Source organism: Psychrobacter piscatorii, assembly GCF_043641605.1.
GTDB classification, from domain to species: domain Bacteria; phylum Pseudomonadota; class Gammaproteobacteria; order Pseudomonadales; family Moraxellaceae; genus Psychrobacter; species Psychrobacter piscatorii_C.
Genome location: NZ_JBHZRK010000010.1, coordinates 1 through 13,303 on the forward strand (window position 1 = coordinate 1; position 13,303 = coordinate 13,303).

10 protein-coding genes are annotated in these 13,303 nt (G+C 43.4%); all 10 read right to left on the reverse strand.

Annotation, left to right across the window (positions count from 1 at the left end):
• Positions 1-88: 88 nt before the first annotated feature.
• Complete coding sequence (tadA, locus tag ACHUET_RS10085) at positions 89-580, reverse strand: tRNA adenosine(34) deaminase TadA (protein WP_394212522.1); 492 nt, start codon at positions 578-580, stop codon at positions 89-91.
• An 81-nt stretch (positions 581-661) separates the two neighbouring features.
• Positions 662-1,399 carry a uracil-DNA glycosylase gene (locus tag ACHUET_RS10090; protein WP_394212524.1) on the reverse strand — a complete coding sequence of 246 codons (738 nt, stop codon included), beginning with the start codon at positions 1,397-1,399 and terminating at the stop codon, positions 662-664.
• A gap of 167 nt (positions 1,400-1,566) precedes the next feature.
• On the reverse strand, positions 1,567-4,113 hold the full coding sequence (gene clpA / locus ACHUET_RS10095) for an ATP-dependent Clp protease ATP-binding subunit ClpA (RefSeq protein ID WP_394212526.1): 2,547 nt from the start codon (positions 4,111-4,113) through the stop codon (positions 1,567-1,569).
• A 628-nt stretch (positions 4,114-4,741) separates the two neighbouring features.
• Positions 4,742-5,137, reverse strand: a complete 396-nt coding sequence (locus ACHUET_RS10100; RefSeq protein WP_394212527.1) for an ATP-dependent Clp protease adaptor ClpS — start codon at positions 5,135-5,137, stop codon at positions 4,742-4,744.
• Positions 5,138-5,297: 160 nt separating this feature from the next.
• Positions 5,298-6,164 carry a hypothetical protein gene (locus tag ACHUET_RS10105; RefSeq protein WP_394212529.1) on the reverse strand — a complete coding sequence of 289 codons (867 nt, stop codon included), beginning with the start codon at positions 6,162-6,164 and terminating at the stop codon, positions 5,298-5,300.
• Between the two features lie 103 nt (positions 6,165-6,267).
• Positions 6,268-7,335, reverse strand: coding sequence for an N-acetyl-gamma-glutamyl-phosphate reductase (argC, locus tag ACHUET_RS10110; RefSeq protein ID WP_394212531.1), 1,068 nt, complete (start codon positions 7,333-7,335; stop codon positions 6,268-6,270).
• 156 nt (positions 7,336-7,491) lie between these two features.
• Positions 7,492-8,628: a uroporphyrinogen decarboxylase gene (hemE, locus tag ACHUET_RS10115; protein WP_394212532.1), complete on the reverse strand. Its 1,137-nt coding sequence runs from the start codon at positions 8,626-8,628 to the stop codon at positions 7,492-7,494.
• A 204-nt stretch (positions 8,629-8,832) separates the two neighbouring features.
• Positions 8,833-10,005: a glutamate 5-kinase gene (gene proB, locus ACHUET_RS10120; RefSeq protein WP_394212534.1), complete on the reverse strand. Its 1,173-nt coding sequence runs from the start codon at positions 10,003-10,005 to the stop codon at positions 8,833-8,835.
• Between the two features lie 78 nt (positions 10,006-10,083).
• Positions 10,084-11,286, reverse strand: coding sequence for an Obg family GTPase CgtA (cgtA, locus tag ACHUET_RS10125; RefSeq protein ID WP_201599774.1), 1,203 nt, complete (start codon positions 11,284-11,286; stop codon positions 10,084-10,086).
• 299 nt (positions 11,287-11,585) lie between these two features.
• Positions 11,586-13,028, reverse strand: a complete 1,443-nt coding sequence (locus ACHUET_RS10130; RefSeq protein ID WP_394212536.1) for a glyceraldehyde-3-phosphate dehydrogenase — start codon at positions 13,026-13,028, stop codon at positions 11,586-11,588.
• Positions 13,029-13,303 lie beyond the last annotated feature (275 nt).

Here is a 13,303-nt window from a genome sequence, read left to right on the forward strand (position 1 = left end):
TTAAAGTATTCGATCTGGTGTTCTTTTATGTCAATTATGGCTACGTCTGATGCCAGCATACTTTTTAGAACACCACCATCATTTTAAATTAGGCGCTGTTTTTATTCTGTTTCGCTAATCGCCTGCGCTCACGAAAAAACGTCTTTAGCAGTTGACTACTATGCTCGCCGCACAGCCCTCTATGAACTTGGATACTATGATTATAGAAGGGCTGCATTGATAAGTCCATCTGGCTGCCTACCATGCCAGCACGTGGCTCACTCGCCGCATATACTAGCCTATCAACACGTGCGTGAATGAGCGCGCCAATACACATCGTACAAGGCTCTAGTGTCACGTACAAAGTTGTCTGTAGTGGCAGTCGATAATTTTGTAGACGCTGACAGGCCTCTCTCAACGCAACTATCTCAGCATGTGCCGTCGCATCATGGCAGCCAATCGGTTGATTGAACCCCTGACCAATGATCTGCTGATTATGCACCAATATAGCGCCTACTGGCACTTCACCCAGCTTAGCGCCTTGGCTCGCTAGTCTAAGCGCTTCTTGCATCCATTTACCATCTTGCAGTGTCCAAAACATAAGAGATGCAAATGGTATACCCTCCAATTCGCTCGGCGCTAAAAAATAAGATGATAAACTTCTATTCATAATATTTAGCATTTATTGCGGTAGCTGCCAGTCAATGGGCGTTTGGCCATATTGCACCAAGTAGTCATTGGTTTTAGAAAATGGCTTAGTACCAAAAAATCCACCGCGGTTGGCAGCCAACGGTGAAGGATGCACGGCGGTCAAAATAAGATGTTTGTCGGTATCGATATACTTACCTTTCTTTTGTGCTTTACTGCCCCACAAAATAAATACAGTATGTTCTGTCTGCTCGTTAACTGCGTCAATGACTGCATCGGTAAATTGCTCCCAGCCCTTATTTTGATGACTGTTTGGCTCGCCTTCTCGCACAGTTAGTGAGCTGTTTAGTAGCAAAACACCTTGCTGCGCCCAGTAAGTTAGGTCGCCATGTTTTGAAGGTGCGATACCGATGTCATCTGTCATTTCCTTGAGCAAGTTGTTCAATGATGGCGGCTTAGGAATCGCTTTAGGAACAGAGAATGACAATCCCATGGCCTGCCCTGGCCCATGATAAGGGTCCTGACCTAAAATCACCACTTTAACTTGCGATAAAGGCGTGAGATTAAGCGCATTAAACATCAAAGGCGCAGGTGGATAAATGCTATCACCTGACTGATAAGCTTCTTTTAAAAATGCGCGTAGATTGTCCATATTTTCGGACGTTAACTCATCTGCTAATGCCGCCTTCCAATCTGCTGGCAGACGGACGTTGTCTAAAATGGCCTTCTTTTGCTCTGGCGTTTTGGTTGTCGGCTCGTCAAACAGCTCCATGGTAGATCCTTTTATATTTGTTATGAAACGAGTGCTCAATGATTGGCTTATTTTAAAGGCTAATAGTAACAAAAAACCGTATGAGCTTTGTTGATGAATTATAGCAACAAAAAAACGGCTACCGTAGTGTTACGGTAGCCGTTACTCTTATATTCAAACTAAATGTTTTAGCTAGCCACTGACTCAGAGTCTGAACGTGGCTCATGAGTTTCGACCACAGTCAAAACAATCCGACTATCAGGTGAACCTTTTTGCGAAGATTTATCTAACTTCACTGTATCAGTATCTTGTGTATCATCGGCTTTAGGGGCTAAAGTCAAATGAACAACGCCACCATTTACCAAGTCACCGAACAAAATCATACTTGCCAATGGCTTTTTGATCTCATCCTGAATCAAGCGCTGCATTGGACGTGCACCCATGAGGCGATCATATCCTTTATCAGCCAGATAATCACGTACGTCATCATCAATTTCTAGTGTCACTTGCTTATCATCAAGTTGCACTTGTAATTCAACCAAGAACTTGTCAACAACTGACACAACCACTGAGGTATCTAGTGGATTGAACTGGATAATCGCGTCCAGACGATTACGGAACTCTGGCGTAAAGACACGCTTAAGCGACTCGGTATTATCACGGCTATGATCTTGTTGAGTAAAGCCCATTGACGAGCGACTGATACTATCAGCACCAACGTTCGTCGTCATAATAATGATGACTTGCTTAAAGATAGCAACACGGCCATTATTATCCGTCAACGTACCATGATCCATCACCTGCAATAGCAAGTTGAAGACATCAGGATGCGCTTTTTCGATCTCATCAAGCAACAATACGCAATGCGGATGTTGATTGATTTTTTCAGTGAGCAAGCCACCTTGATCATAACCGACATAGCCTGGAGGCGCACCGATTAGACGTGATGCGGTATGCGCTTCCATATACTCTGACATATCAAAGCGTACTAGCTCTACGCCTAATAGATTGGCCAGCTGACGAGAGACCTCTGTCTTACCTACACCTGTCGGACCTGCAAACATAAACGAACCAATTGGCTTGTCCGGTGCTTTTAGTCCTGCACGAGACAGTTTTATCGCATCGGCAAGCGTCGCGATCGCTTCATCTTGACCAAACACTAAGTGCTTAAGATCACGATCCAAGTGCTCAAGAATACTCTTATCATCACTCGATACAGATTTTGGTGGAATACGCGCCAATTTAGCAATGATAGCTTCGATATCCGCCACATCGATTTTCATCAGTGGTTTTTGCGCTTTAAAAGCTTTTGCACCATCAGTCGACTTGGCACGATCGTTCGCTTTAGCAGTTTTTGCTTCGTCCTGCATTTCATTATCACTGTCTGCGTCGCTATCGATACCTTCGACATCAGCATCAATCTGTGCATCAAAGTCTTGCTCTAAATCCGCAATAAAACTTTCCTCAGCTTCGATATCATCGACATCAGGAACGACGCCCAAACGCTTATATGCACCTGCTTCATCGATCACATCAATGGCTTTATCAGGTAAAAAACGCTCGTGTATGTGCTTGGCTGATAATTGTACTGCCGTGACTAACGCTTCATCTGTATATTCAACATTGTGGAATTCCTCATAGCGAGGCTTGAGACCACGTAAAATATCGATAGTATCGTCTACACTTGGTTCTTTCACATCGATTTTTTGGAAACGACGTGATAGCGCATGATCTTTTTCAAACACTTGACGGTACTCAGTAAAGGTCGTTGAACCAATGCAGCGTAACTCACCGTTGGCAAGCGCTGGCTTGATCAAGTTCGATACGTCCATATTGCTGCTCATTGACGAGCCTGCGCCAATGATCATATGAATCTCATCGATAAAAAGAATAGCATTTGGCTTTTTCTTAAGCGCATCAAGCAACGACTTCATGCGTTTTTCAAAGTCACCGCGATACTTAGTTCCCGCAATCAATGAGCCAATATCAAGGCTATAAATCACGCAACCATTAAGAGGTTTTGGTGCTTTATCATTGATAATCAACCACGCCAAACCTTCAGCGATAGAGGTTTTACCTACGCCAGGCTCACCCACTAACAATGGATTGTTTTTGCGGCGGCGGCATAAAACTTGAGCGGCGCGTTCAATTTCAGAAGCGCGTCCAATCAATGGGTCTGTTTTGCCTTCAGCAGCACGTTGGTTTAGATTGGTAGCAAACTCAACTAGTGGATCTTTGCTGGTTTTTTCAGACGCACTGCGGCGTTCGCCAGTCATAGAAGCACGCTGCTCAGATGGCTCTTCTTTATCCTGACCATGCGATAAATATTGGGTCAGCTCAAGACGGCTAATACCCTGTTTTTTAAGCAGATAGACCGCGTAAGTATCATGCTCTGAAAACATAGAAACTAAAATATCAGAGCCTTCTACCAATCGACCACCACCTATAGACTGCACATGAAAAATAGCGCGTTGCAAGATGCGATCAAAACTTTGAGTTGGCTGCGGTGACTGCTCCGTGTCTACATCGACGGTTGGCGTATGCTTATTGATATACGCTTCAAGCTCAGACCGCAGTGCCGACACATTGGCATTACAGGCAGTCAGGGTATTGGCAGCGTGAGTATTTTCTAATAGCGCCAATAATAAATGTTCAACAGTAAGATACTCATGCGATTTCTGGCGCGCAAGCGTCATTGCTAAACGTAGAGAAACTTCAAGATGACGACTTAACATAACAACTTCCTACGGTTATATCTATCTTTATAATTGATAGTTTTATGAATGAGTTAGTAAGTAAATCAGGGCGATAGATCGATTGTTCAAGGGTAAGATTCGTATAATTAAAAATCATGGATATATCATTTGGACCATAGACTGTGTGACGAATGCTGTAATCTATCTATCAGTTAGCAGTGATTGTGATAATTCATAGTCGCTTTTCTTTATATCAACACGATACTTCGACAGAGTCAATCTATTAACGCAGACTAAAGTGTATCAAAGCATACTACGAGCATATAAAGAAGAATGTGAGAGCGACGATTGAAGCTTAAAGAGCTAATGTGGATAAAAGGTAAGTAGATGGACGAGGGTATTAATAACGAGTGATCGAAAGGTTGCAAAAATTATTGAAAAGCCTAATTAGTATATAAGGATATATTATAATAAAATCAAGATTATAAGAGCGATATACTTGCTGACATGCTTGATCAAATACAGGTATCTAAAGCGAGGCTGTAAAAAAAGATGGCTTAGCTCACTTTGAGAGTGAGCTGCTATAACGACTGGATGAGAACAAAAAACGATTAGGTATAGTAGTGAGAGCTGATGTGAGAACAAGATAAGGTGTCTTACTCTATTTTTACTCGCCTTGATGTGGCTCGATTTGGGTCAATAGTGGATAGCCCTCACGATGTGCCAGACTATTTACTTTTTTGGCCTTGGTCTCAGCGATATCCTTGGGATAAATACCAGCAATACCTTTGCTACTATTGTGAATAGTCAGCATAATTTCTACTGCAGAGTCCATACTATGGCGGAACTCTGACTGCAAAATATAGACGACGAACTCCATCGGCGTGTAATTGTCATTATATATAACCACCGCATACATAGGCGGTTTAGCGACTTCTGGCTCAGCAACCAACACATCTGCTTGCGGCGACGTTTCACCCTCTGTGTCACCGTCCTGTGCACGATGGGCAGGCATATTTGGAAAATGCCAATCAGCAACCGTTGGCGTAGCTTGTAATATCATTTTTTTCATCATAATCAAAGTATAATTATAAGGTAAGTTTGGAATAAGAGAGGTTAGCTAGGCAGGCGATGAAACATCAAGCACCATGACTATATATAGCTATGGTGCTTTGTTTTCAACTATATCATCGCTGTTTGGTATTTATTAAGACTTGTATTTACTAGGGAACAATCGGGCTTTCATCAACTTCTGGCAAGTCTAAAAGTGATGGTAGCATGTTATCAACATTATCACCGAGCTTCCAATCATACAACTGCTCTACTGTTTGGCCACCTGCTTGCAAGCTCAGCTTTGCTTGTAAAGGTTTAAAACCTGAAGGCATCATAAAACGACCGCGTATACGAACAATACCTTCAATCACATAGCTTGCAGGATCTAAGGGCACTTCTACAAGGTCATCATTATTGAGTAACGTCAAGGTTGGCTGGAGTCGTTTGGCTTGGCCGTCGCTACTGAGCATACCAATATCAAAACCATACTCAAAAGCATTTTCGGGCAGCGGCTCAATCTTAGCACCCAATATTTGTAGCGGCATGCCACCTTTCTCAGTAATCACATCAGCATATATCTCATTAAGCTGTGAGACCTGCCTGTTTTCTACTGTCAATGATTGCTGGTTTTCACGCAGCTCTTTTAGGTTTGCGAGACTTATGGCCAGCTCTTGCTTGGCTGTCGCGGCTTGATTGGTCGCGATTTTGTTACTAAGGCGCAGGTCTTCTAGCGCTTTTGTCGCTTCGGTACCATCGATAATCGCTTGCTGGGCTTGCGTTTCCATCGAATGAAAACCACGCTGGTAGCCCAGCTTATGCCCGAATAACAATCCAGCCACGGCAGTCACTAATATTACTACTACAAATAGGGCCAATACTAATGTAGACGCGCCTCGTTGAGTGCTACCGATATCACTTATAAAACCATTACTATTTTTGTCGGAATGCGTTTTGCACGCCAAATCATATAGAACAGAATCTTGACACGATAGACGTGATGACTTTGAAAAAAAGCGTCGTTCAAGCTTAACACGCATTTAGATGGTATCTCTTAAGAGTAAAGGCAAGTTATTATAGCGGAATTTATAATCAATACCTAGTACCATAAATATGAATGACTTAGCGGCAAAAAAGCCGAGGTTAAGGTACGATAGGTGCAAAATTCAGCCCCATCGATTCATCAAATCCAAACATCACATTCATGTTTTGAACAGCCTGCCCTGCAGCACCTTTCACCAAATTATCTTGCACTACAATGACCGTCAGCTCAGCGCGCTCATTATCCTGATGTACCGCGATACGTAAGCGATTACTAGCACGCACACTGCGCGTGTCTGGATAAATACCTTTTGGCATGACATCAACAAACCCTTCTGATGCATAGCTGTCCTCAAACACTTGCTGCCAATCGATAGCCGCACCTGCATCAGTCAGCTCCATATGAATCGAGCTCAGCATGCCGCGTATCATAGGCACTAAGTGCGGTAAGAAGCGAATACGATGGGCAAATTGGCTATCTAGCAACTGCGCCACGCCCTGCTCAATCTCAGGCAAGTGGCGATGACCTTCTACACTATAGGCTTTAAAATTATCCGTTGTTTCCGCATAATTAAGTGCCAGTGACGCTTGACGACCAGCACCTGATACACCAGATTTGGCATCAATGACAATACGAGACTCGACTAGTCTTTCTGCTTGCTCATTTTGTGCTTCGATAACAGGTTTTAAACCCAAAATCGCAGTAGTCGGATAGCAGCCAGGGTTGCCGACTAATAAAGCGCTGGCAAGCTTATCACGATTGATTTCAGGCAAACCGTAAACTGCTGTCTTTAATAGCTCAGGACAGGCATGAGATTGTTTGTACCAGTGCTCAAACTCCGTCAATGACTGTAAGCGAAAATCGGCCGCCAAATCGATGACTTTTACGCCAGCTTGGGTCAGCGCTTCTGCTTGCTTCATCGCAACACCATGCGGGGTCGCAAAAAATACAACATCACATTTCTGAAGTGCCGCAAGCGTATTGTCACCTAAGTCACTAAAAACAATATCTGAGATACCGCGTAAGCTTGGGAATATTTCATCAGCGCGAGTGCCAGCTTCGCTACGCGAGGTTAGCAAATCAATAGACACTTCAGGATGAGCAGATAGTAAGCGAATAAGCTCAATACCTGTGTAACCTGTACCACCGACAATCGCTGCTGAAATCATAAATTATCCCTTATTCTTAGTAAGCACTCATTATATCTAATAAATTCTATATTTTTATCTAGCTCGCAAAGCCATATAAACATAAGGCCAGTCTGTCAATCCTACCGTCTCTGAATACTATGGCTTTGAATACCATAGCTTTGAATACCGTAGCTTTTAGATCTTGTAGTCATGTACCGCATCGACAAATACTTTGGCATTGTCAGGATTCACCCACTGGGTAATACCATGACCTAAGTTTGCAATGTAGCCAGTTTTTTCGCCATTAGCATAAGCGCGATCAAGCATCGCATTCACTTCAGAGCGGATGGTGGCAGGTGATCCGTATAACGTTGCTGGATCTAAATTGCCTTGAATGGCTTTACTGCTTTGTAGCTTCTTATGTTTTTTGGTCAATTCACGCTGGCTCTCAGTCAGTACTTGACGCGCGCGGTCAAGCGGCATCGTCCAATCTAGACCTAAAGCGTCAGCTTCGCTATCAGCCTGAATATCAAGCCATAATCCGCCACCTTTAGTAAATAATACCACTGGTACTTGTGGATGGCGTTGCTTTAATTCAGCCACGATACGCTTGTTGTAATTGTGCGAAAACTCGATAAATTGACGATGACCAAGCGCCCCGCCCCAACTGTCAAATATTTGTACGATCTGAGCACCAGCAACAATTTGTGCATCGAGATAGTCAATGACCGAAGTCGCAAGCTTGTCCAATAGCTGATGTAAAAAATCAGGATTGCTATACAAAAAGCCTTTGGTATAACGATAATCCTTTGAACTACCACCTTCTATCATATACGTAGCAAGCGTCCATGGACTACCAGAGAACCCAAATAAAGGCACTTGACCATTTAGCGCTTTGCGAATGCTGGTCACAGCGCGCATTACATAGTCAAGAGAATCGTTAGACTCAAGTACTGGCAATCTATCAAGATCAGCCTGTTCGCGAATCGGATGCTTAAACTTAGGACCTTCGCCAGTCTCAAAATACAAACCCAAGCCCATGGCATCAGGAATGGTCAAGATATCACTAAACAAGATAGCCGCATCTAAGTCATAACGACGTAACGGTTGGAGCGTCACTTCAGTAGCACGATCTGTATCTTTGCACAGGCTCATAAAGTCGCCGGCTTCAGCACGAGTGGCTTTGTACTCTGGTAAGTAACGACCAGCTTGGCGCATCATCCAAACTGGCGTAGTATCGATGGGCTCAAAGCGTAATGCACGTAGCAGCCTGTCATTTTTTAGTGGTGCAAATTGCTGCTGAATCGAGTCACTCTTGTCTGAAGCACTCATGTACAAATCTCCAAAACAACACAGTATCCATATTTATGGATGGATACTGTGCTGGATAAAATAGGTTGAATAAAATAATAATAAATATTTATAAGATATAAACAGTCTTGCTTAAGCTTGAAGCAAATCTCAATAGCTTTTTATAGCTTACCTAAAATCATAGATAAGCTATAAAAGCAACAGCTGTGCTATATCATGAATACGTTATACGGTTATCGCAAGATTGTCACGATGCACCATCACCACACGGTCTTCGTTACTACCGAAGATTTTGTCAAACTTCTCTGTACGCTCACGGGCAACACGGTGCGCCTCATGCGATGAGAAATTTACCTGACCAACGGCTATACGCTCACCAGTGTCTTGATGAACAATTTCTACCACATCACCTTCATCAAAGCCGCCACGAACTTCTACAACGCCTACTGGTAGTAAGCTTCTATTATGTTCAGTCAATGCTTTTGCGGCACCTGCATCAACGACCAAGCTACCTGACATACGCAAATGCGCGGCAAGCCATTGTTTCCGAGCAATGATTTTATCTTCTTCGTTAGTCGTCAGTAGTGTACCGACTGCCTCACCTGAGACAACACGAGTGATCACATCATCGATAGCACCGCTCACAATAACGGTTGGGCAGCCACCCATTGCTGCAAGACGACCAGCACGGATCTTGGTCAACATACCGCCGCGTCCAAGCTTGCCACCGTCACCTGCGATATCAAATAAATAATCAGCCATGGCACGTTCTTGACGAATCATCTTAGCATCAGGATTGTCACGTGGGTTATCAGTGAACACACCTTCTTGATCGGTCAAGATGATGTACAAATCCGCGTTAACCATCGCGGCTGCCATCGCACCCAACGTGTCATTATCGCCAAATTTAATCTCATCAATAGTAATGGTGTCATTTTCGTTAATAACCGGTAGCACACACCATTCTAATAGTTGCGTTAGCGCGCCTGTGGTATTGAGATAACGGCTACGATTGGACAAGTCATCATGAGTCAATAGGAGCTGTGAGCTTTGAATACCATGCTGAATCAATGCTGACCACCATGTTTCAATCAGTCCCATTTGACCAATAGAAGCGCAGGCTTGTAATGCTGCCAGTTTTTTAGGGCGTTCCTCAAGGTCCATACGTACCACACCTTCAGCAACGGCACCTGACGATACCAGCAGCACTTCAACACCTTTTTTGTGCAGCTTAGCAATCTGCTTTGCCCACTCATATATGGCAGTACGATCCAACCCTCGACCATTATTTGTCAATAATGATGAGCCAATCTTGACAATAACGCGCTGAATATCAAAGTTGCGAGATTGTTTAACAAATCTTGCTTCTTCGGCCGTGTTTGCTATGCCATCTGCCATATAAACTCCTTTTTTTCATATCAATTGATTGTAGGGATTAAATTCACAATTCAAGTAAAACCGCTTAAGCATACTAGCTTAAGGAACGTACATTACCTCAACACCATCATCGTCATCATCCAAATCGGACAAATCTAAGCCTTCACGCGCAGCTTTACGAGCGGCACGATATGCTTCACGCTGTGCTTCAGTGTTTAGACGCACTTCGGCTTCTAAACGCTCAAATCGCTCTTTCTGTGCTTCAGCGAATATAGGATCTTCTATTTCACGCTCGCGCTCAAGCTCAATATCATTCATCAAATGATATTTTACTGCATCAACGCCTTCACCAGTCAGCGTTGCTGTACGGAAGACCATACCTGTCCAACCAAGCTCTGCTACGATATGTGTACAAAGCGCGTTCAAGTCTTCATCATTGACCTGATCAATTTTGTTTAATACCAAAATCTGCGGCAAGTTGGCCAATTCAGGTGAAAAACGCTCAAGCTCATTTAGGATAACGCGGGCGTTTTCGACTGGATCGCTGCCATCGACAGGCTTAACATCAACTAAGTGTAGCAGACGACGCGTACGTGCAACATGTTTTAAGAAGCGAATACCAAGTCCTGCACCTTCTGATGCGCCTTCAATAAGACCAGGAATATCTGCCATCACGAACGAACGATGACGACCAATATCGACCACACCCAAATTTGGTACTAGCGTGGTAAATGGATAATCAGCCACTTTTGGTCTAGCAGCAGAGACTTGACGGATAAAGGTCGATTTACCAGCATTAGGCAAACCAATCAGGCCAACATCAGCCACGACCTTTAGCTCAAACTTAAGAACTTTTAATTCACCCTCAAAACCTGACGTGGCTTTACGCGGTGCTTGGTTGGTTGAGCTTTTGAAATGGGTATTACCCAGACCACCATCGCCACCTTTAGCAATCAGTAGTGTCTGGCCGATCTCAATCAAATCACCCAATACTTCATCGGTTTCGGTATCAACGACCGTAGTACCAACTGGTACTGGTAAATAAAGATCATCAGAGCCCTTGCCTGAGCAGTTTCTGCTGTGACCATTCTCGGCTCGCATAGCGTCATGACGACGAGTATAGCGATAGTCAACTAGAGTATTGGTGTTGTCCTCTGCAATGACATAGACGTCACCGCCCTTACCGCCATCGCCACCATCAGGTCCACCACGTGGGACATATTTTTCTCGGCGAAAACTGGCGATTCCGTTACCACCGTCACCTGCTTTTACCGTTACGACGGCTTCATCAATAAATCGCATCTTACGTTCCTTAATTCACAATCCAGTCTATAAACTGGTTACAACCAACGGTTGTATTTTAGGGTTGTGCTATATTCTTATGACAAAATGAGCACGGTATAAAAACCAAGTTGCACTAGGTTACTTAGTACCCATGATGACAATAACACCCGATAATCAATCGGACTATCGGGTGTTTAAGTATGACAGTTAAAGTGATACCAAGCTATTCAAAGTCGCATCTACTATAGCAGAGTCCTCAAATGAACATCGTTTTGATATGCTCAGTACAACGTTACTACTCTACCGTATTGAGCAATCTATGCTGGAACCTGAGCGTAACTAATACCTGCCATTTGCGTTGCTAAACGCAATACCTGAGTACTATAGCCGACTTCATTGTCATACCAAACATATACGATAGCATGGTTATCAGTCAAGATAGTGGCTTGGGCATCAACGATACCAACATGAGTCGTACCAACAAAGTCAGTAGATACGGCTTCTGTAGAATCGGTATAAGCAATTTGCGACTGCCACGTGCTGCTGTTAGCAATCTTACGCAAGAACTCATTCAACGCGTCAGCGCTTGCTGGTGCTGTTTTTAGATTCAAGTTCAAGATGGCTAGGCTGACATTTGGTGTCGGTACACGGATAGCATTACCCGTTAGCTTACCGTTCAATTCTGGTAATGCTTTACCAACGGCTTTTGCTGCGCCAGTACTGGTGATAACCATGTTCATCACCGCACTACGACCACGGCGGTCTGCTTTGTGATAGTTATCAACCAAGTTCTGATCATTGGTAAATGAGTGAATAGTCTCTACATGACCATTTACAATACCGTACTCATCGTTTAGTACATTTAATGTCGGTGTAATCGCATTGGTCGTACAACTCGCAGCACTAACAATAGTATCGTCACCAACAGTGTCATTGTTCACACCATAAACGACGTTTTTGATATCGCCACCAGCAGGTGCTGTTAGGAGTACTTTTTTCACGCCAGTAGACTGTAGATGCTTGCCAAGGCCCGCTTCGTCTTTCCAAATACCGGTGTTGTCGATAACTAGCGCATTGTCGATACCATAAGCAGTATAATCGATTTCACTTGGGTCTTTAGCATAGATGACTTGTACAAAACGGCCATTCACAATCATGCCGTTATTGTCATCATCGATAGTGATGCCGCCTAAGAATCTACCATGGATTGAGTCACGCTCAAGCAATGAGATACGCTTAGCCAAGTCACCAGCTGCAGCTGGACGCACAACGATGGCTTTTAGTTGCAGACCTTTTGCACTTGACGCTTGTGACAATAGTAGACGAGTCAAGATACGACCGATACGACCAAAACCGTAAAGTACAACATCCGTTGCGCCATTCACGGCACCAGCGTTGTTGACAGACTGTAGAGCCGTTTGTAAGTCAGTATCGTTAGCAATCAATTGACCAACATCGATGCGAGTGGCTTGGATATCAGTATTTTCTGAGATAACTTTTACCATTGCTAAAGTATCAGAAATATCGATAGATTTGGCACCTTGGTCGCGTAATGCTACTTTTTGATGTAGTGCAAGTACTTGACCAACTGAGGTAGAATCTAGCGTCTCACCAAATAAAGTCACTTGTACGTCTTGCTCATTATAGAGCTTGCTCAATAGCCCCATAAGCTCAATAGCTTGTTGCTCTTGATTGTTGTAATTTTTCAAGTGGTCTTGATGTAATTGGCGTAAGGTATCAGCGTTGCTCACGAGAAACATCCTTATGGTCAGTAATGTATGATCGATAAAATATGAAGAAATATAAATAAGATAGGTCGTGTATGCTCTAAGTGGTGACTTTAATAGGATAATCAACCACTATCAATATCAGTTCTTGACGTCAGAGTATTCAAATCGCCTAGATTTTAGCCTAAAATGCCTCATTTTGCCAGTAGTAACCGATTAGCTAGTGTGCATAATAGGTTTTGTTGTTATATACAGACTCATATATAGACAAAGATAAAAATAAAGGCAGCCATATATGCTGCCTTATT